Source organism: Nocardia bhagyanarayanae (assembly GCF_006716565.1).
GTDB classification, from domain to species: domain Bacteria; phylum Actinomycetota; class Actinomycetes; order Mycobacteriales; family Mycobacteriaceae; genus Nocardia; species Nocardia bhagyanarayanae.
This window is the reverse complement of record NZ_VFPG01000001.1, coordinates 4,097,180-4,117,083: the sequence shown is the minus strand read 5'-3', so window position 1 is coordinate 4,117,083 and position 19,904 is coordinate 4,097,180. Positions and strand designations below refer to the sequence as shown.

Genomic DNA, 19,904 nt, shown 5'->3' with positions numbered 1-19,904 from the left:
GATCATGACCGCCGCAACGCAAACCCTGACCTTCGATCGCAATATCCCCCGCGGCATAGTGCACCGGGAATCGATCGCCGAGGTGTTCCTCACCGACGCGCATCCGAGACCCGACGGCGCTGTGTTCGCCGCTCAACTACCCCGCAATCACTCGTATTTCAGTGATCACCGGGGCACCTCGACGACCTACGATCCGCTCCTGCTGATCGAGGTCTTCCGTCAGGTGGCGATCTATTACGCGCACACCTTCGTCGGTGTCGCCCGGTCGGAGAAGTTCATCTTCGGTTCGGCGGATTTCGCGATCATCGATCCCGACACGCTGCGGATCGGTAGCTGCCCGGGACACTGCGTCATCGAGGCGCGGGTGATCGGCGAGAAGCGCCGTGACGATCAGATCATCGGGCTCTCACTCGAGATGGTCGCCGAGATCGAGGGCCATCCAGCGGCCAGAGAGGTGATGGTCTACCAGTGGATGCCCGCTCCGGTGTGGAACCGGATCCGGGTACGCGGGCGCGAATCGCTGGGTCTGCCCGCGCAGCACGCGATTCCGGAGCAGTTGCCGGTCGCCCGGATGCGGCCGGGATCGATCGGCAGGCACAATCCGCGCAACGCCATCCTCGCCAACCCGGTGCTGTCGGGGGACGAACTGACGGCGTTGACCATCATCGACACCAATCACCCCTCGCTGTTCGATCACGCCCTCGACCACGTGCCTGGCATGTTGCAGTTCGAGGCGGCTCGGCAGGTCGCGATGGCCGCCGCGAACGCGATCCTCGGATTGGACACCAGCCGCATGGTGATGCATCGGCTCGGCATCGCGTTCAGCAAATTCGGTGAGTTCGAACGCGACACGATTGCCAGGGCCACCGTCGCCGCCGTTCCCGGCAACCTCGGTGGCGCACTGGCACAGGTGAGCCTCGCCCAGGGCGAGGATGTGATCGCCGCCGGTGAAGTGGAGCTGCGGTTCCGCCCGGCCGACGTCTGGACGATGGTTCAGTGAGCGCGGCGGACACGGCGGTCCCGTTCGTCTGGTTCGACTTCGGCGGGGTGCTCTCACCGCCGCTGGATGAGCTGTTTCTCCGGTACGAGCAGGTCGCGGGCATTCCGGTGGATCTGTTCAAATACGCGATCGCCGAGGTGGGAAACCAGTACGGGCTCGCGCCGCTGGCCCCGATCGAACTGGCGTTGCTCGACGAACGCGCCTGGGTGAGCAAGCTGCACGCCGTCCTGCGCGCCAAGGCGCCCGAGCTGGATCTGTCCCGCAGTGAGCCGGATTTCGGCAAGCAGTGGTTCGCCGGCCATCGGGTGAACGACGCGGTGCGCGAGTTCGCGATCGAGCTCGCCGAGGGCGGCACCCGCGTCGGGGTGCTGAGCAACAATGTCGTCGAATGGGAGCCGTACTGGCGCGCCATGATCGATCTGGACGATGTGCTGAGCGCATTGATCGATTCGTGCAAGGTGGGGTTCCGCAAGCCCGATCCGGAGATCTTCGCCATCGCGGCCGAGACCGCGGGCGTCGAGCCCGGCCAGTGCATCCTGATCGACGATCTCGCCGAAAACTGCGCGGCGGCAAAAGAATCGGGATGGACAGCGGTGCGCTTCCGCGATGCCGGGCAGGCGATCGGCGAGGTGCGTGAGGCGCTGGAGCGATGGCCGGGCTGAGCACCGGATCAGAGGGTGGCGGCAAGGTAACCGTCCGGCCGGACCAGCGCGGAGGTCCACGCCTGGTCCGGGGTCACCTTGCCGGTCACCACCACGGCATCGGCCGGACCGTCCGGTGTCGGCGTGTGTTCGTCGGGTCGGATCGCCACGAACCGGCCCGCGCGCAGCAGTTCGGCGAGGGTGTGCTCCCGGCCCCCGGCCTCCGTCACCACCAGATCGTGCTGGAAGCCGCATTGGAACTGGCCACTGATGAGCTGGGCGAGGGCATCGTGGACCACCGGAACCGCGAGCATGGCCACCACCGCGTCCCGCAACTCCGGCGTCCGCGGGTTCATCATCCGCGACTGCAGCACGGTATTGCCGACCACCGCCGAAGCCGCGGCGACGCGTTCGCGCGAATAGTCGTCGAGGATTTCGGGCCGGTCGTGCCCGGTGATCACGCGGGCGAGCCGCCAGCCGAGCGCGAACGCGTCCTGCATACCGGTGTTGAGGCCTTGGCCGCCGAGCGGATAGTGACTGTGGGCGGCATCTCCCGCCAACAACAGTCGTCCGTCCCGCATGCTGGTGCGGAAGCGGCCGTGATCGCTGAATCGAGTGAGGTGGCTGACGCCGCTCAGCGCGGGCGCTGCACCGAGCACGTAGCCCAGGCGCTGCCGGTACTCGGTCACGGAGGGTTCCGGCCGGTGGTCGAGGGGACCGCTGAAATCCATCGCGATGATCCGTGCTGGACCGTACGGGTTCGGATTGTGCATGGTCCATCCGGTGGGCGTCGGGTTCCAGCCCTGTGGTATCTGACCGGGCGTATCCGAAAAGGCCAGGCCCGCAAGGGCATTCATGGTCGCAGGATAGACGCGTGCCGGGAAGTCGCCGGTGCGTGCGACGAGGCTGCGGGCGCCGTCGGCGCCGACGACGTATTCGGCGCGGACGCGAAGCGCACGCTTGCCGTCGAGGGCGTCGACATCGGCGACCACCGCGTGGGCACCGATGTCGAGCGAGGCGACGGTGTGACCACGCAGAATTCGCGCGCCGAGGGCGCGGGCTCGTTCCTCGAATGCCGCCTCCAGCCGAGCCTGCGGAATGCCCGCGATCGGACCGGGCTCGACGCTCGGCGCGCTGATGGTCAGCACCGGCTGCGCCGCGAACTGGAACGGGGTCCGGCGCTTCCCGTGCGGGTCACGTCGAATCACCTCGGGGGCCGTCGCCGGGATGTATCCGCGGCGCGCCAGCAGCGACAGCGAGCGGGCGTGCACGGTGCCCGCGCGCGGACGAATGTCGAGTTCCGTGCGGGTTTCGATCACGACGACCCGAATCCCTTGCAGCGCCAGTTCGGCGGCCACCAACATGCCGACCGGGCCACCGCCGACCACCAGAACATCGGTGTCGACGACGGAATCGGTAGTGCTCGAGTGAGTCCGAGACGCCGTGGTCATCACATTCTCCTGGGGCGAGGTGGTCGGGGGCCGGTCCGCGACAGCGGTTGTACGACAAGCAGCGTAGCTACTAACGTCATAGTATCTACTAGCCGGGTAGTACCTGCCGCAAAAGTCATCTCACCCACCGTCACAGGGGTATTCATGTCGACTGTCACCGCTGAGTTCGAAACCCAGAGCGCACCACCCAGTAGCGCGACGCTTCCCGTGGTGCTCGCCGCTCAGTTCGTCACACCCATGGCCATCGCGGGCACCGCCATCGCGCTACCGCGAATCTCGCACGATCTCGGCTCGAATCCCACCGCTCTGCAATGGGTTGTCAACGGATTCAACATCGCCTTCGCGCTCACCACTCTGCTGTGGGGCGCGGTCAGTGACCGCATCGGGCATCGGCGCACCTTCGAGATCGGCGCCGCGCTCGTCGTCGCGGGCAGCGTCGGTAGTGTCGCGGCTCCGAACTTGCTCGTACTCGACGGGGCCCGGGTGATCGCCGGTGTGGGCGCCGCGGCGATCCTCACCGGCGCCACCGCCTTGTTGTCGACCGCTTACCAAGGAGCGCAACGTATTCGAGCCTTCGCCGTCTTCGGCACGGTGAACGGATTGGGTCTCGCGCTCGGCCCGACCATCTCCGGCGTCTTGATCTCGCTGCTGGACTGGCGGGGTGTGTTCGTGGTGCACGCGGTGATCCTCGCGGCCGCGGGCCTCGGTACGCGCCTGCTGCCCGCGGCGAAGCCCGCCGCCACCGAACACGGCCCGATCCTCGACCTCGGCCTGCTGCGCAATCGGGAATTCCTGGCGATGTGCCTGGTGCCGGTCGCGGGCTCGATCGGCTTCGTCACCCTGCTGACCTACCTGCCCTCGGCGCTCAGCGGCATCACCGATCTGTCGGCGGGCACCTCCGGGTTGCTCATGCTCGCCATGACGATCCCCGTCTTCGTGGCACCGGTCGCCATCGGACAGCTGGTCACCCGCTTCCCGTCGCTGACCATCGGCAAGGTCGTCCATCTGAGCCTGGCCGCCCTGATTCTCGGCAACGCGGGCGTTCTCGCGCTCTCACAGGACCGTCCGGTGGCCTGGATCATCCTGCCGATGGTGCTGCTCGGCCTCGGCTTCGGCCTGCCCATCGGACTGGTCGACGGGCACGCGTTGTCGGTCGTGCCCGCCGAACGCGGCGGGACCGCCGCGGGGGTGCTGAACTTCTTCCGCATCGGCAGCGAAGCGGTCTTCGTCGCCGGATACGCCATCGTGCTTTCCGCGGTCGTCGGCAGCCGGCTCAGCGGGTCCGCCGCCGACGACACCGCCGCGGGCCAATACGGGCACCCCGACGTCTACCGCTCCGCCTTCACCACCACCGTCGGCGTGCTCATCGCCCTGCTCGTCGTGCTCACCATCCTCATCGTCGTGGTGCGCGGCACCGCGCGAGTCACCGAGAACCGGGAAATCGGTTCCACCCCAGAAGGAGTCAGCTCATGACCCACGCACTCGACGCCGTCCGGGTCGATCTCGACGGCATCGCGAACATCGCACCGCCCGCCATGATCCAGCCGCTGCGGCAGCGCTCCGCCGGTGGATTGCCGCAGGTGAGATTGCCCAGCGGACATACGGCCGTGCATGTGACCTCGTACCGTGACGTGCACACGGTACTGACCGACTTGAGTTTCGCGCGCGCGGAGACCAACGTCGAGGACGGACCCAGCTTCCTGCCGACGATCATGCCGACGGAAATGCTGCTCAATCTCGACCATCCGGGGCACGGGCGGCTCAAAGGCTTCGTGGCATCCGCCTACAGCGCCGCCACGATGACCCGCCGGGTGCCCGCGGTCCACCGGGTCCTCGACGACGCGCTCGCCGAGCTGCGTGCGCAGCGAGCGCGGGGGTCGGCGGATCTCGTTCGCGCGCTGCTGGATCCGGTGACCATCGGCGTCAATGTGGACTACCTCGGCATACCGACCGCCGATATCGCCTATTTCCGGCATCTTTCGCGGGAGATGCAGCTGGCCCACGACACCGATATCGACCAACTGCTCGCCGACTTCTGGACGCTCTTCCACTACATCGAGGATCTGATCGCCCGGCGGCGCGAGCTCCGACCCGGCCTGATCATCGACCTGCTCGAGGCGCGCGATTCGGTCTCGCCGCCGGTGTCCGACGCGGAGTACGCGGCCATTCTGCTCGGCTCGTTGGTCGGCGGTGATCAGAACATCCTGTCGGTGATCACCAAGATCGCCTATGTGGCGCTCGCGAGACCGGAGCTGTGGCAGTACCTGGTGCACAACCCGGACGCCATCCCCACCGCGGTGGAGGAGTTCTTGCGGTTGCTGCCGCTTGGCCGGATCTCGACTTTTCCCCGGGTCACCACCCGCGAGGTCACACTGTCGCACGGCGTGTTGCACCCCGGCGACATCGTGTATGCCGACGCGCACGCGGCGAATCGAGACCCCGAGGTGTACCCGGATCCCGCGGTCATCGATCCCGCGCGCAACGGGAAGCGGCACCTGCAGTTCGGGTACGGCATGCACCACTGCATGGGTGCGGCCATGGCGCGGATGGAGATCACCGAGGTGCTGCGTCGGCTGGTCACCGAACTACCGACGCTCGAGCTCGCCGTTCCGGAGCATGAGATCCGCTGGGAGACCGGCGTTCTCGTACACCGCCCGATATCGCTCCCGGTCACCTGGTAGCCGGCTGGGCCGGATGACGACCGCGGTCGGCGTCGAGGATCGCCCCGAGCAGCCCGGGGAACACCCGCTCCATATCCTCGCGCCGCAGCTTCGTCATCCGGCCGTTGCCGACATCCCGCTGCCAGATCAACCCGGCCTTGCGCAAGACCCGGAAATGATGCGTTCGGGTCGAGGGCGCCCAGGGCATCCCGAACACGCTGCAGAATTGCTCGGTGCCGTCCGGCTCGGCGTACAACTGCGCGATCACACTGCGCCGATTGTCGTCCGCGAGAGCAGCCAGCACCGCGGAAAGATCGAATTCCTCGAGATCGGGATGTCCATCGGCATCGGCCACGATCCCATTCCTTTCCGCCGCGGCAGATTTGATAACTGCCATACCTACGGCAGTCATAGTACCTACGTCACAGCCGCGGCCGCACCATGACCTCGCTGTCGGTCATCAGTTGGGTGCCTAGGACCGTTCGGCCGTTCCCCCGCCGTTGTCGCGAGCTTCCACGGCTTTGATCGTCTTGCTGAAGGCCTGCGTCAAAACGGGCCTGCCGAGGGTTCCGACCAGGACTCCGAGGATCCGTCCCTTGAGGTTCTTGCCCTCGCGCACCACTACGACATCCACATCGGTGGCCCCATCGGGCCGGCGCGTGAAGGTATAGGTGTGACCGGAGTGACCGCCCCAGACGTTCGAATCGGTGGTGGTCATGACGACACGGTTGGGGTCCGACCAGTCGTAGTGCAGTCGTTCCCAGATGCCACGGGAGCCTTCGGTGACGTCGGCCTCCTGCCGCCCCCGGTCGTGTACCTCGAGGTATTTGTCGGCGCTGTTGCCGAACAGCTCCGAGCGACCCGGCCCGAAATCGGTGAGCGCCGCCAAGAACTGCTCGGGTGTGGAACTGGTCGTCTCCTGGAAATGGATGGTGGACATTGTGTGCTCCTTCGCTCGAGAGATGACCGCTCGAAGGTGGGCGGTTGAAGGCGCGGATCGGGCGTCGAATCCGTGTGATTCGAGCCCCTGGGCGCCGCAAAGTGCGCTGCCACCGCCCCTGGAACCGTCCGGCCGAGAGAGTCCGGACCGAACGATCGCCCTAGCGCGCTGTGTTCTTCTCGTTGAAGCATGAGCTTCGATGCGCGGCGGCGCAAGGCCCGGCCGCGATCGGCAAACTACGCCACGCGTGACCCCCGTCGAGCTTCGTCGCTGGTCGGCACGGTGGGCGAGCGGGCGAACTCCGGTGCGCGGATACCGCGAGATATACCCTGACCGGGTGGAGGTCAGCCGATTGCTGGAGATCCGGGGCGTCTTCCAGGTGGCCGCCGAGCACGTCGTCCACGCGCCACCTTCCTTGTTCGGGGGGCTGGGGGTCCGGCGTGCGTTCGGGTTCGATGTCGCCGAACCGGAGCCGGTGCGACGCAACAAGATTCCCGGCGGCACTGTGAAGATCGTGTTCGCACTCGACGGCACCGTCGACGGCGTGCGCCGTGATCCGTCGGTGCTGGTGATCGGCATGCACGACCGCGGAACGACCGCCACGCATGTCGGCCGGATGCACAGTGTGCAAGTGCAATTGGGCCCGCTCGCCGCTCGGCGGCTGCTCGGCGTCCCGTTGTCGGAGTTCCGCAACAGCGCGGTGTGCCTGGACGATCTGTTCGGTCCGTCGGCGCGCGGGCTCGCCGAGCGCCTTGCCGAGACGGCGCGCTGGGACGAGCGATTCGCCCTGGTCGCCGACTATCTGCGAACCCACGGCGCGCACGCCGACATCGACCCGATCGTCGCGGCCGCCGTCGACAGCCTGCACGCCACGCGCGGTGCGGCGACGGTGGCGGAGCTCGTCGCCGAGACCGGCTGGAGCCGAAGGCATTTCGCCCGGCGCTTCGGCGACCAGGTCGGGCTGTCGCCGAAAGCCTATGCGTCACTGACCCGGTTCGATACGGCACTGGCGTGGCTGACCGCCGCGGACCGGGATCGGGCACCCGACCTCGGACAGCTCGCCGACCGCCTCGGCTACTACGACCAGTCTCACCTCACCCGGGACTTCCACCGGTTCGCCGGAACGACGCCGGGCCGCCTGCTGTTGCGGCACATGTCCCCTTCGTCCAAGACGACACCGGCCGCGGACTCCTAGCCTTCTCGATCGACAGGAGTAAGCGGTTCGGAAGGGGACGACACGATGCGTGCCTCACCAGCAGCCGTGCGGATCGCCGTGGTCGGCATCGGCATCCATGCGATCAACCACGTGGTCGTGCCACTGCTCCCACCGACGAACTGGAACGTCGGCACCGTCTATCACCTGATCGCCGCACCGGTGTACGCGGCACTGATCCTGCCGCTGCTGGCGGGCAGACGCTGGGCCCGCGTCGTCATCACCGTGCTGCTCGGCTGCCAGTTCGCAGGCCGCTTCGTCGTCTGGGCGCTGTTCCCCGAGACCGGAGCGCGCCTCGCCCTCATCGCGGGCTGGGCGATCTCGGCCACGGTGCTGGCGCTGCTGTGGATTCCCCGCCCGGCCCGGCGGCACTTCCGGGCCTCGGCGGAGCAGCCGTCCGCGCACTCCTCGGCGCCGCTGGAACGGTAACCAGCGCAGGGCATACCGGAGCCCCCTACCGGGCGACCCGTCGCTCGCTGAAGTCGCCGTCACGGTGACTGCGGGCCACCATCGCCGAGCGCAGGTACCAGAGACCCGAGGCCTGGGTCGGGTCGAAGTCGATGAGCTGACCGATCCGCTTGAGGCGGTAGTCGACGGTATTGGTGTGCACGTGCAGCAGGCGCGCGGTTCGCTGGCGATTGAGGTTGGTGGCGATGTACATCTGCAGGGTCTCGAAGAACTCCGGATATTCCTCCAGAGGATCCAGCAGCGACCCGAGGAAATCGCGGGCCGGGCCGGGGCGGGTCAGCTGATATTCCAGCGCCATGTCGTTGAACCGATACAACCCGGAGTCGAAGCGCAATCGCTGCACGATGTCCAGTAGCTCGTGCGCCTCGTCGGCGGCCTCCGGGATCCGGCGAAGGCCGGCCTCCACCGCGGTCGCCCTGATCGGCACCTGGGCCGCGTCCGACAGCCACTTCACAAGGAAGTCCAGTGTGGGGTCGTCGAATTCGTTGGCGGGCAGCAGAATCGTCCCGCCGTCGATACTCAACAGCGACAGCGCGCGTTCCCCGCACCGGGTCGCCAGTTCCGCCTGCACCCGGCGTAACTTGCGCCGCGCCACCACCTTCGGATCCAGCTTGGGATTCGCTTCGTCGCGGTGCGGCGGAATATGCAGCGCCAGAACGTGATAGGCGTCCGCGATCGGGACGCCGCACTCGCGTGCCATGGTGGAGGTGCTGTTGCCGCCGAGCAGGGCCGAGGTGAGCGTGTGCACCGCCGCGTGATGCTCGCTGACCACGGCCTTGAGCTCTCGCACATAGGCGACCGACACGGTCGCGCCGATGGTGTCCAGGATGTCCATCAGCCGCCGTGCCACATTCAGCAGACTCTGCTGGTCGCTGGTCGTCGCGTTGGCCAGGACCAGGTCGAAGCCAAGTTTGACACCCTCGTTGATGGCGTGCTGGATCGTGTCGATCGGGATCCCCTCGCGCGCCCACTGCGCGGCCGCCACGCCGACCCGCCCGATCTCGGCATCGATGTCCTCACCGCCGTCGAGCATCCGTGTCGCCAGCTCGAGACACACGCGCGTCACCGCGGCGACGTCGCCGCCCAGCGCGTCACCTGGCAGCGTGTTGCACGGCGCGACGGTCTCCAGGAAGTGACCGACCATCCGCTCCGAGATCGTGCGAACGTCCCGCAAATGCGTCGATACGGGACGGCCTGACACCGTTAGGTCCTCGGCGACCTGCTCTGCGGACATCGAACCTCCCGCTGGTGGAACACGTTTCCCCACCGTATCCCCGCGAAACCCCGCTCCCCGCACCTCACAACCGACTTTGTGGCAGCTGGGCGACTTCCCGACTTCCTTTGTCCCCCAGGACATATTAGTAGGACGACCAGTCCCAGTAACTGCTTCGGCAAGACACCGCGGGCCAGCGCCGACATATTGAGGCGCACGTAACAAGGCCTGTGCTGGGCCCGAATAGGACTGCAACGCAGTCGATGTCCTGCGTCTACGGTGGCCGGTCTTAGGGGTCTTTACCGACCGGGCCGAGATCTTTGCCGACCATGCAAGTCGAATCATGAGAGGGAGGCCGTGAGTTCGCCGAAGCTGTCGAAAGGACAGAATCTTCCATTGCCGGATGGCTTAGCCGGCATCGACATAATCATCGGGTGGGCGAGGCCGGAGATCGAGGTCGATGCGTCTGCGTTGCTACTCGGCGCCGATGGAAGGGTCGGTTCCGATGGCGACTTCGTCTTCTACAACCAGCCGCAGTCACCGAATGGCTCCGTCCGATTCCTCGGCGTCCGCGCGACCGAAGACGGTGCGGAGGCTCGCATCGCCATCGACCTGTCCGCGATTCCGGCCAACGTTCGAACTGTGGCATTGGCCGGTAGTGTTGTAACCGGGAGTTTCGGCCAGCTAGGCGAACTCACGTTCCGGATCGTCGACCAGGCCGGGCATTTGTTGGCAGTCTATGCGGCTGGCGACGCCGCCTCGGAATCGGCGTTCCTGTTCGGCGAGGTCTACCGCCGGGACGGCAATTGGAAGGTTCGAGCGGTCGGTCAGGGCTGGGCGACCGGCTTGGCGGGTCTCGCAACGGATTTCGGAGTGGACATCGACGATGGTGGCGATGCCGAACCTAGCGAAGAAGGATCCGGAACGGAAACATCGCCTGCGCAGGACTCGAACAGCAATGTCGATCGGGCTCGCGGCACCGGCGCACCCGCAGTCGGCTCGCCGTACCGGCTCTGGACCCAAGCACGAGGGTGGTGCGACTACGAACTCGCCGTCGACAGCGAGCACCTGCCGGCGATTCGAAGCCTTCTGCCACAGGATTTCCTCGACGGCAGCGCTGAGTTGACGCTTGACGTCGAACTGGTTCCGGAGCCGGACGGGACCCGAGGCCCTTGGGCGATATCGGTCCGCGCGCGAGGCCGAACGATCGGGTACATAGGCGCGGAAGATGCGCCGAAATGGGCGGGCGTCGTCCGACGCATCGTCGCCTCCGGATTCATTCCCACAACCGCCGGCCGAATCTGGGTCCGGGAGTACGACGGCTGGGACGGTGTCGACTTCAGCGCGTACGTGCAGATAGCCCTCGGTGAACCCGGCGAAGCGCTTCCGGTGAACGAACCACCCACTGTGCCGTACACCATGTTGCCGAGATCAGCGTTCGTGCAGGTCACCAAGGAAGACGAACACTTCGACGTACTCCTCGACTTCGTACCCGCGGGTGGATACGGCCTGCTGTTCGCGACTCTGCACGAAATCGTTCCGGCAGGAGGTCGGGCGAAGCCCCACGTCGAGGTGCGCATCAATGACCAGAGGATCGGTCAGCTCACTCCGCAGATGAGCCTGCGCTATCTGCCGATGATCCGACACCTGGGACAACGCGGGTTTGTCGCCGCCTGCTGGGGCGACATCAAGGGCTCGACCGTCGCCGCGAAGGTCCGCATCGACGCGATCAAAGCCAACGAGGCCACCACGGACGTACTGGACGGGCCACCTGCCACCATCCCGTCGCTTCGGTCCGCACTGCCGGATCCGCTGGCGTACGACCTGACACCGATGCGGTCGCTGCTCATCCCACTTCCAGAGGTGCGTCCTGCCGCGCGGCTCCGACCGGCGGAGCCGCCGGATGGCTCGGTCGTGCGATTCGACAAGAGCCGGGGCCGCTACAACTACGTCGCGGTGCGTCGAGGCAACCACTGGGAAACCACCGCGTCCGGTGACTGGGGATCGATCGACGAAACGATGTCGTGGACCGACCTGGCAGCGCGCGTCCGCAAGTTCGACATCGCGACCGCATGGGATTCGGTACCGCGACATGGCGACCCGCGAGTTCGCGAGTACCTCTCAGTGGTGCAATTCATGGTGGGACACAGCTACTTGGCGGCTGTGAACATCTGCACCGACGGTAGTCAGCGCGGCGACTGGTACACCACGGTGACCGACCAGAACGGGCGGCAATTGCCCGTCGGAGGCAACGTCGAATGGTCCGAGATAGTGAGTAATGGTGCGGATGTTCAAGTGGCAACCGCGTGGGAGCAACTCACTTAGCGCTGTCGATGAATCTGCAGGTCGAGGCGGTGCTCGGGGTGGTGGCGACCGACCCTGCGGAGATTCGAAAAGGCACGACCGAAAGCCTCCGGCACAGGGAAAGCGGTGGCGCGACGAGCTCGCCGTGCGCGGCGGGCGGCGCTTCGGGACGTGATGTCACACCCGGGGAGGCTGCGTCGTCGATAGGGCAACGGAGCAAGTGAGGAAGGAAAGGGATTGCGATGAACGTCGCGTATCACATCGTCGGAGTCGTTGCCGCGCTGTGGATCGGGTTCTCGGGGTACTCGCTGTTCTCGCGGCAGCAGTTCGTGGTCGAACCGCTCGAGCAGTACGGGGTGCCTCGGTCGTGGTGGAATCCGCTGGCGTTGGCCAAGTCGGCCGGGGCGCTGGGACTGGTGGTCGGATTCTTCGTGCCGGCCGTGGGGATCGCGGCGGCCGTCGGGCTGATCCTCTACTTCCTGGGCGCGGCGGCGACCACCATTCGGGCGCACTCGTACAAGACCACCGTGTTCCCGTTGCTGTACCTGGCACCGGCCGCCGCCACGCTGGCGCTGCAACTGGCGGCGTGAGCAGACCACCGAACGCGAAAAGGGAGCCGCGGGTGCCGCGGCTCCTTTTTCAGCGCTATTGACTTTACGGGTACTCTAATCAATATATGAGGCAGCAGATCGGAGTACACCAGTGACAGATCCACCCGCGCGGCGCACCTACGATTCCCTGCGGAGACACGCGCAGGCACAGCGCACGCGGGTGGAGATCGCCGACGCCGCTCGCCGGTTGTTCGTCTCGCAGGGCTGGGCGCCGACCACCGTGCGCGACGTGGCGCGCGAGGCGGGCGTCTCGGTGCCGACGGTCTATGCCGCGTACGGCAACAAGGCGGGCCTGGTCTGGGCGCTGGTGGACGCGGCCGACCTGTCCGCCGACCTTCCCCGCCTGCTCACCGAATTGGACGAATCCCCCACGCCCGAGCGGCAACTCGCCGCGATGGCGGGTTACGACCGGCGGCTCCTCGAACGCGCCGGTGACCTCGTCGCGCTGATCCGCGAAGCCGGTCGCACCGAGGCCGATTTCGCCACCGTCTACGAGCAGGTACGCCGCGCGGCCGACCGAGTCCGCGCCGAGGTCTTCGAGGCTTGGCCGGAGGACGCCTTGCGTCCCGGCGTCGACCGGTCCACCGCCCTCGACGTCTACGCCGCGCTGTGCAACATCGACGTCTACACCACGCTCACCGTCGAACGCGGATGGCAACCCGACCGAGTCGAACGGTGGTGGAGCGAGGCGCTGACCCGTCAGCTGCTGCGCGAATGACATCCCCTACTTCGACCGAAATCGCCGAACCCGAAAGGACATTCACCCATGCCTGACCAGGGCGTCACCTTCATCAATGTGATCGAACTACCCGCCGACCGCATCGATGAATTCGTCGAGCAGTGGCGCGAACGCGCGTCCCTCATGCGGAAAGCACCGGGATTCCGCGATGTGCGCCTGCACCGAGCGCTGTTGTCCGACACTCGATTCCAGCTGGTCAACGTCGCCCACTGGGACAGCGTCGAGGCGTGCGAGGCGGCCGGGCTGAACAAGACGGTGGTGGCCTCGGTGGCGGAGGCCGAGAAGTTCGCCGACGCGAACCCCGGCCTGTATCACGTTGTCGCCGAATACCTCTGAACTCACCGGCCTGCGGTGGTTTCGCACGCGGGATAGTCGCCCGAGGGTGCGCGTTCCTCGGTGCTCTCGATGTAGTCGAGCAACGCTTGCCGGGTCCGGGTCAGCGTGGCGATCTGCTCGTCGAGTCCGGCGAGGCGGGCGCGCAGGGTGTCGAACAGCTCCGGGCACGGTACGAGATCGGCGTCCGCGCCGGTGATGCACGGCTGCAGGTAGCCGATGTCCTCGGTGGACAGGCCCGCGTCGAGGAGCTTCCTGATCTGCGTCACCGTCACCACGGAGTCGTCGGCGTACTGCCGGTAGCCGTTGCTGCCGCGTTCGGGTTCGAGCAGACCCTGGGCTTCGTAATACCGCAACTGATGGGCGTGGACTCCGGTTCGTCTGCTCAGTTCGCCGATCAGCACGACGCGCGCTCCTTGACCTTCATACCGGTATGAACGTTGAGGATCGTGTCATGACGATCAACTCGACACAAGAGCAGGCGCCGACGAACGAATCCGGCAGCGCGACCGTGACGGTCCTCGGTCTCGGCATGATGGGTCACGCACTCGCGAAATCGTTCCAGCGCAACGGATATCGGACCGTGGTGTGGAATCGTACGGCGGCGAAGGCGGCGGATCTGATCGAGGACGGCGCCACACTCGCGGCGTCCGTCGGCGACGCGGTCGCGGCCGGTCGGCTTCTGATCGTGTGCCTGTCCGACTACGACTCGGTGCACGAGATCCTGGATCCGCTGGACGGAGCGCTGGACGGACGCGTCCTGGTGAATCTGACCTCGGGCACCTCGGCGCAGGCCAGGCAAACCGCCGAATGGGCGGCGCGGCAAGGGTGCGTGTATCTCGACGGCGCCATCCTGGGCGTCCCCGCGGCGATCGGGTCGACGGATGCCGAGATCATCTACAGCGGCCCGCGCGGGGCCTTCGACACGCACGAGGAGACCCTCCAGAAGCTCGGTCGTGCAACCTATCTCGGCGAGGACCACGGTCTGTCGTCGTTGCACGACGTGGCGATCCTCACTCTGATGTGGGGAATCCTCAACGCGTTTCTGCACAGCGCCGCACTGCTGGGCGCCGCGGGTGTGCGCGCTGATGCTTTCGCGCCCTTGGCGACTCGCGGCGTTCGCACCGTCAGCGAGTGGCTGACCGGATACGCGCGGCAGATCGACGCGCGCGACTACCCGGTGCTCGACGCCACCATCCACACCCACCTCGCCACCATGGCGCACGTCGTCGAGGAGTGCGAGGCCGCGGGCGTCAGCGCCGAAATACCCAGTTTCGTCAAGGCATTGGCGGATCGGGCCGTGGCCGCCGGACGCGGTGACGAAGGCTACGCGGCCTTGATCGAGCTGTTCCGCGCCGACTCGGTGACGCCGCGGTGAGCGTCGAACCGTTCGACCCTCGCGCGCTGCTGGCGGAAAGCAAGCTCGGTGTGCTCGCGACCATCAAAGCGTCCGGACGCCCGCAACTCTCGCCCGTGACGCCGTACTACGACCGCGCGGCCGATCGGATCTACATCGCGACCGACGAGGGTTCGGCGAAGACGGTCAACCTGCGGCGCGACCCGCGGGCCGGCCTGGAGGTCACTCGACCGGACGGCTGGGCGTGGGCCACCGCCGAGGGCACCGCGACGCTGACCGGGCCAGGAACGGATCCGCACGGCCCCGAGGTGGAGGCCCTGGTGGAGTACTACCGCGCCGCCGCGGGCGAACATCCCGATTGGGCGGAGTACCGAGCGGTGATGGTCGCCGAGCGCCGGGTGCTCGTCACAATCGCTGTCGATCACATTTACGGCGCGCGACTGCGGTGATCGGGCCGGGCGGTGTGTGAACCGCCCGGCCGACCCGTTCAGGAATTACCCGCGATGATCACCTGCGGGATTCCGGTGCCCAGCGGCACCGCCTCGCAGGTCGGCGTCGGCGCGTGCACGGGATCGAGCGCCCGCAGCACCAGCTGCTGCACGAACGGGTCGTAGACCATGTGGAAATGACCGGTCAGGTTGGCCGGGCACATGTCCTGCACGACGATGTTCTCCGCGCCCGCCCCGCGCAGCGCGATATTGCTGAACGGCTGGATCATCTCGTCGACCCGGCTGCCGATGGTCACGTAGCGGACACCGGGCACGGTGTCGCCGCCCGCGTTGAGTTCGAGCATGATCGGCGAGCCCTGCGCCTGCTGCACCGCCGCGGTCGAGGTGACCCTGGCGAACACCTCGAGCGCGCCCGGGATCACCTGCGCGACCGGCACCAGCCCGTACATCACCCCGCCGTAGCTCGGGGACGCCACGCCGATCCACTGGGCCACCTTCGCGGCGCCGCCGAGCTTGTTGATGTAGAGCCGGGTCACGTTGGCGCCCTGCGAGAATCCGACGATATCCACCTTCGCGGCGCTGGTCGCCTCCAGCACCCGGTCGACGAACTGACCGATCTGGTAGGCGCTCGCGCGCAGGTCCTCGGTGCCGTAGGTGTCGGCGCCCGGCGCGCCGCCGTAGTTGAGCGCGAAGACGCAGAATCCGGCCGCCGCCAACTGCGGGCCGATCGCCGACCAGTCGGAGTAGGCGGTGGAGTCGGTGCCGTGCGCCAGCACGACGGGACGGGGGTGGGCCGCGGTGGGACGGCAACCGAAATCATTGGTGCCCAGCGGCGTGGCGTTCTTGTTCCCCTTCAGATGCCGCGCGGCGGCCAGGTGGTCGGGCTGCGGCGGCGCGTCGACGGTCGGCACGTCGGGCGCCCGGACGACGAGCGGTTCGGCGATGTCCCCCGGTTCGGCGGCGGCGGTGGTCGGCCCGCCGACACCCGAGCCGACCAGCACCCCCGCGACCAGCGCGAACGCCATAGCGCCGCGACAAACCTGTGATCTACCCCAACCCCACATACCAATCGGCTGTTCCATATCACAATGATCTACCCGATCGGCTCGAAAAACGCACGCCCAAGCGATGTTTCGTGATCGTTACTATTCGGTAGCTTCGTCCTCGGCGAGGATTCGGTAGAGCGAACGGCGGGTGTCGTTCAGGATCTCGGCCGCCTTCGCCGCCTGCTCGGGGGTGCCGACGGCGGCCACCTGCGCGACCGCGCCCATCACCCCGCCGACCAATCCGCGCAGGTCGATGGCCTGCGCGCCGACGTCCGCCTTGACCTGCGCCCAGGGGTCCCCGAGCTCCTCACGATGCGCGGTGACGTACTCGCCGCCTGCCTCGGTGAGCTTGGCGGTCTTGCGACCGGCAACCTTCTCGATGAGGACCAAGCCCTCGTCCTCCAGCTGCGCGAGCGCGGGGTAGATCGATCCGGGACTCGGCCGCCAGATGTCGTCGCTGCGCTCGCGGATCTGCTGGATCAACTCGTAGCCGTGCATCGGCCGCTCGGTGAGCAGCAGCAGCACGGCGGCGCGCACGTCACCGCGCCTGCCACGGCCGCCGCGACCGCGTCCACGGCCGAACTGCGGGCCGAAACCAGGTCCGAAACCGGGACCGAAGCCGGGCCCGAACTCTGGGCCGAAGCCGTGCCTGCCGCCGTGGCGGTGCGGTCCGCGACCGGGACCGAACTCTCCGCGGCCGGGCTTACGCCAGCGGCCGCCGCGTCCGAACTCTCTGTTCTGCATGTTCTCGATGTTTTCCATGTCGGCCCTCCTTGGGCTCTCGCGTGTTCATTTCACGTATCGACGATATATCGACAATGCATCTAACGCAAGGAGGTCTCGGACCATTCCCCCGAGAAACGCTTCGGGCGCGCCTGTGCACCACAGGCGCGCCCGAAGCGAGTCGCTACAGCGAGTCGATCCAGTCCTGGAGCCGCTTCCCCTCGGCGGCCATCAGCTCGGGATCGCGAAAGGTGTTGGTGAGCAGTGAGATTCCCTGATAGGAAGCGAGGAGCGCCACCGCGAGGTCCCGCGCGTCGGCGCGGCCGATTTCCACGAACTGCCGCTCGACCCAGTCCAGCAACGTCCGCATCACCTCGGCCGCGCGACCGTCCAGCGGGTCGGCGCGCTTGTGCAACTCGGCGGTCAGGGAACCGAACGGACAGCCGAATCGGACGGCCATCTCGCGCTCGTCGACCCAGCCCTGAATCAGCGCCCGCAGCCGCTCCCTAGGCGTCGGCAGGGCGTCCAAACCGCTGGTCAGTTCGTCGAGGCCATGGGCATGCGCGCCGATGGCCGCCTCGATCAGCTGGTCCTTGGTCTTGAAGTAGTAGTACACGTTGCCGACGGGCACCTCGGCGGTGCGCGCGATGTCGGCGATGGTGGTCTTCTCGACGCCGCGCTCGTAGAACTCGCGCACCGCCGCGTCGACCAGCCGCTCGCGCTTGCCCGCTTTCTCGACTGAGTTAGTCACACAACTGACTATAGACAGCCGCGCCGTTCTCGACTACGTTCGATTAAGTCAGCCAACTAACTAGGAGTGCACATGATCGTGGTGACCGGGGCGACCGGCAACATCGGAAGCTCGCTCGTCCCGCTGCTCGCGGCGTCGGGGGCGCAGGTCACGGCCGTCTCGCGGAGAGCCGGGTCGATGGCCCTGCCGGACGGAGTCCGTCACGTCGCGGCGGATCTCGCCGATCCCGCGAGCCTCTCCCCCGCGCTCGCGGGCGCCGACGCGCTGTTCCTGTTGATCAGCGGCGAGCAGTTGATCGCGGGACCGGAGCCGGAGGAAGTTCTGGGCGTCGTCGCCGAGGCCGGCGTGCGGCGGGTGGTCTTCGTGTCCTCGGTCGGCACACAGACCCGGCCGGAGGCCGCGGGCTACGACCGCCTGCGGGCCTACGAGAACGCGCTTCGCGCTTCGTCTTTGGAGTGGACCATCCTGCGGCCGGGCGGCTTCTTCAGCAACACCTACGCGTGGGTGGAGTCGGTGCGCGGCGAGCAGACCGTCGCCGCGCCGTTCGGGTCGGTCGGCCTGCCCTCGGTGGACCCGGCCGACATCGCGGCCGTCGCCGCCGCGGCGTTGCGCGAGGATGGGCACGCCGGTCGGATCTACACCCTGACCGGACCCGCGCTCAGCACCCCGCGCGAGCAGGCGGCGGCGCTCGGCGCGGCCCTCGGCACCGAAGTTCGCTTCGTCGAGCTTTCACCGGCCCAGGCGCGCGAGGGCATGCTCCGCTTCATGCCCGAGTCCGTCGTCGACCACACGCTGGAGATCCTGGGTTCGCCGACCCCCGACGAACTGCTCATCAGCCCGGACATCGAGAAGGTGCTCGGGAGGGGTGCGGGCACGTATGCCCAATGGGCGGAACGCAATCGGGCGGTCTTCGCCTGAACCGGTACTACGTCGACGCTCCCCCGGGGCAACCCGGGGGAGCGAAAGCGGGAATCGAGTAGGGCCGTGAATCGCCGGACATCGAATCCTGAATGGAACCCTCAGACGAGGTGGAGGTAGGTGTCGCCACTGAACACCGCATCGTAGATGTCCCAACCGCCACTGATCTTCTTCCCACCGGCACCGGCCGTCCACGTGGCGGCGCCGTCCCGCCAGCCATTGTGGCGATACCAGTGCAGATCGCCGTTCGGCTTGATGCCGTAGATCGCGCCGTCGTAGCCGCCGAAGACCGTGTCGTAGATATCCCAGCCGCCACTGATCCTGATGCCGCCCGCACCGGCCGTCCACCTCGCGGTGCCGTCTTGCCACCCGTCGTGGCGATACCAGTGCAGATCACCGTTCGGCTTGATGCCGTAGACCACCCCGAGGTAGCCACCGAACACCGTGTCGTAGATATCCCAGCCGCCACTGACTCTGTTACCGCCCGCACCGGCCGTCCACCTCGCGGTACCGTCCTGCCAACCGTCGTGGCGATACCACTGCAGATCACCGTTCGGCTTGATGCCGTAGATCACGCCTTGGCCGATGCTGAACACCGTGCGGTAGATGTCCCAGCCGCCACTGATCCTGTTTCCGCCCGCACCGGCCGTCCAGAAGGCGCCGCCGTCCTGCCACCCGTCGTGGCGATACCATTGCAGATCACCGTCCGGTTTGATGCCGTAGATGACTCCGCTGTCACGGCCGCTGACCACTTTGCTGTAGATGTCCCAGCCGCCACTGACCTTCTTCCCACCTTCGCCTGCTGTCCAGAAGGCGCCGCCGTTCTGGACACCGTCGTGGCGATACCACTGCAGATCACCATCCGGCTTGATGCCGTATATCGCCGTGCCGACAACCCGAGTCATTTCTGTTTCCTGCCTTGTCTGTCGCGAGATACTTCTGTCGTCATTCGGCCGCTCGGCCGATCTCCTGGCGATGGTTTCAGGACGCTGGATGGGCGACGCCAGTAGTCGACTACTCGTTTTCGGCGCGTAGCTGACGAATTGCCGTATGCGGTGCGCGACCGCGTCGCGGCAGCTCGGCTCCC

22 protein-coding genes are annotated in these 19,904 nt (G+C 67.1%); 13 read left to right on the top strand and 9 right to left on the bottom strand.

What is annotated here, in order from left to right; genetic code table 11:
- Positions 1-4: 4 nt before the first annotated feature.
- The gene (locus tag FB390_RS17615; RefSeq protein WP_141809907.1) at positions 5-1,000 is read left to right on the top strand and encodes an AfsA-related hotdog domain-containing protein; all 996 of its coding nucleotides are present in this window, start codon (positions 5-7) and stop codon (positions 998-1,000) included.
- A complete protein-coding gene (locus tag FB390_RS17610) occupies positions 997-1,662 on the top strand; it encodes an HAD family hydrolase (protein WP_141809906.1) in 666 nt (221 codons plus the stop codon). Before FB390_RS17615 ends, FB390_RS17610 begins: the two co-directional genes overlap by 4 nt.
- An 8-nt stretch (positions 1,663-1,670) precedes the next feature.
- Here FB390_RS17610 and FB390_RS17605 read toward each other — a convergent pair whose 3' ends face one another.
- Entirely contained in the window at positions 1,671-3,092 is a 1,422-nt protein-coding gene (locus tag FB390_RS17605) for an FAD-dependent monooxygenase (RefSeq protein ID WP_141809905.1), read from the bottom strand.
- Between the two features lie 144 nt (positions 3,093-3,236).
- Between FB390_RS17605 and FB390_RS17600 the strand changes: the two genes are divergently transcribed.
- Entirely contained in the window at positions 3,237-4,565 is a 1,329-nt protein-coding gene (locus FB390_RS17600; RefSeq protein ID WP_141809904.1) for an MFS transporter, read from the top strand.
- Complete coding sequence (locus tag FB390_RS17595) at positions 4,562-5,773, top strand: cytochrome P450 (RefSeq protein WP_141809903.1); 1,212 nt, start codon at positions 4,562-4,564, stop codon at positions 5,771-5,773. The genes FB390_RS17600 and FB390_RS17595 overlap by 4 nt, the downstream gene beginning before the upstream one ends.
- Here the strand turns inward: FB390_RS17595 and FB390_RS17590 are convergent.
- Positions 5,763-6,107 carry an ArsR/SmtB family transcription factor gene (locus FB390_RS17590; protein ID WP_141809902.1) on the bottom strand — a complete coding sequence of 115 codons (345 nt, stop codon included), beginning with the start codon at positions 6,105-6,107 and terminating at the stop codon, positions 5,763-5,765. The two genes, FB390_RS17595 and FB390_RS17590, sit on opposite strands and share 11 nt — an antisense overlap.
- Positions 6,108-6,224: 117 nt before the next feature.
- On the bottom strand, positions 6,225-6,692 hold the full coding sequence (locus FB390_RS17585; protein ID WP_141809901.1) for a hypothetical protein: 468 nt from the start codon (positions 6,690-6,692) through the stop codon (positions 6,225-6,227).
- A gap of 337 nt (positions 6,693-7,029) precedes the next feature.
- Here FB390_RS17585 and FB390_RS17580 point away from each other — a divergent pair, with 337 nt between their 5' ends.
- On the top strand, positions 7,030-7,887 hold the full coding sequence (locus FB390_RS17580) for a helix-turn-helix domain-containing protein (RefSeq protein WP_141809900.1): 858 nt from the start codon (positions 7,030-7,032) through the stop codon (positions 7,885-7,887).
- A 45-nt stretch (positions 7,888-7,932) separates the two neighbouring features.
- Positions 7,933-8,334, top strand: a complete 402-nt coding sequence (locus tag FB390_RS17575; protein ID WP_141809899.1) for a hypothetical protein — start codon at positions 7,933-7,935, stop codon at positions 8,332-8,334.
- 25 nt (positions 8,335-8,359) lie between these two features.
- Here FB390_RS17575 and FB390_RS17570 read toward each other — a convergent pair whose 3' ends face one another.
- Positions 8,360-9,607, bottom strand: a complete 1,248-nt coding sequence (locus tag FB390_RS17570; protein WP_246124075.1) for a PucR family transcriptional regulator — start codon at positions 9,605-9,607, stop codon at positions 8,360-8,362.
- A gap of 336 nt (positions 9,608-9,943) precedes the next feature.
- On the opposite strand from FB390_RS17570, the gene FB390_RS17565 reads away from it, so the two are divergent.
- The 4 genes from FB390_RS17565 to FB390_RS17550 all read left to right on the top strand — a co-directional run bounded on the left by FB390_RS17565 (position 9,944) and on the right by FB390_RS17550 (position 13,576).
- Entirely contained in the window at positions 9,944-11,911 is a 1,968-nt protein-coding gene (locus FB390_RS17565; RefSeq protein WP_141809898.1) for a TerD family protein, read from the top strand.
- A gap of 221 nt (positions 11,912-12,132) precedes the next feature.
- Positions 12,133-12,480: a DoxX family protein gene (locus FB390_RS17560; protein ID WP_141809897.1), complete on the top strand. Its 348-nt coding sequence runs from the start codon at positions 12,133-12,135 to the stop codon at positions 12,478-12,480.
- A gap of 112 nt (positions 12,481-12,592) precedes the next feature.
- Positions 12,593-13,219 (top strand): TetR/AcrR family transcriptional regulator, encoded by a 627-nt coding sequence (locus FB390_RS17555; protein WP_141809896.1) that lies wholly within the window; start codon positions 12,593-12,595, stop codon positions 13,217-13,219.
- Between the two features lie 48 nt (positions 13,220-13,267).
- Complete coding sequence (locus FB390_RS17550; protein WP_141809895.1) at positions 13,268-13,576, top strand: antibiotic biosynthesis monooxygenase family protein; 309 nt, start codon at positions 13,268-13,270, stop codon at positions 13,574-13,576.
- Positions 13,577-13,578: 2 nt separating this feature from the next.
- Here FB390_RS17550 and FB390_RS17545 read toward each other — a convergent pair whose 3' ends face one another.
- Positions 13,579-13,977 (bottom strand): MerR family transcriptional regulator, encoded by a 399-nt coding sequence (locus FB390_RS17545; RefSeq protein ID WP_141809894.1) that lies wholly within the window; start codon positions 13,975-13,977, stop codon positions 13,579-13,581.
- A gap of 50 nt (positions 13,978-14,027) precedes the next feature.
- Here FB390_RS17545 and FB390_RS17540 point away from each other — a divergent pair, with 50 nt between their 5' ends.
- Together FB390_RS17540 and FB390_RS17535 are read left to right on the top strand one after the other, a co-directional pair.
- Positions 14,028-14,951: an NAD(P)-dependent oxidoreductase gene (locus FB390_RS17540; protein WP_141809893.1), complete on the top strand. Its 924-nt coding sequence runs from the start codon at positions 14,028-14,030 to the stop codon at positions 14,949-14,951.
- A complete protein-coding gene (locus FB390_RS17535) occupies positions 14,948-15,379 on the top strand; it encodes a PPOX class F420-dependent oxidoreductase (protein WP_141809892.1) in 432 nt (143 codons plus the stop codon). The genes FB390_RS17540 and FB390_RS17535 overlap by 4 nt, the downstream gene beginning before the upstream one ends.
- Positions 15,380-15,417: 38 nt before the next feature.
- Here the strand turns inward: FB390_RS17535 and FB390_RS17530 are convergent, their stop codons facing one another.
- The 3 genes from FB390_RS17530 to FB390_RS17520 form a co-directional block, all read right to left on the bottom strand.
- Entirely contained in the window at positions 15,418-16,404 is a 987-nt protein-coding gene (locus FB390_RS17530; RefSeq protein ID WP_141811852.1) for an esterase/lipase family protein, read from the bottom strand.
- Positions 16,405-16,524: 120 nt separating this feature from the next.
- A complete protein-coding gene (locus FB390_RS17525; protein WP_141809891.1) occupies positions 16,525-17,187 on the bottom strand; it encodes a PadR family transcriptional regulator in 663 nt (220 codons plus the stop codon).
- Positions 17,188-17,332: 145 nt separating this feature from the next.
- On the bottom strand, positions 17,333-17,899 hold the full coding sequence (locus tag FB390_RS17520) for a TetR/AcrR family transcriptional regulator (protein ID WP_221639288.1): 567 nt from the start codon (positions 17,897-17,899) through the stop codon (positions 17,333-17,335).
- Between the two features lie 72 nt (positions 17,900-17,971).
- Here FB390_RS17520 and FB390_RS17515 point away from each other — a divergent pair, with 72 nt between their 5' ends.
- Positions 17,972-18,817, top strand: coding sequence for an SDR family oxidoreductase (locus tag FB390_RS17515; RefSeq protein WP_141809890.1), 846 nt, complete (start codon positions 17,972-17,974; stop codon positions 18,815-18,817).
- A 101-nt stretch (positions 18,818-18,918) separates the two neighbouring features.
- Here the strand turns inward: FB390_RS17515 and FB390_RS17510 are convergent, their stop codons facing one another.
- Complete coding sequence (locus FB390_RS17510) at positions 18,919-19,722, bottom strand: tachylectin-related carbohydrate-binding protein (protein ID WP_141809889.1); 804 nt, start codon at positions 19,720-19,722, stop codon at positions 18,919-18,921.
- Positions 19,723-19,904: the final 182 nt, after the last annotated feature.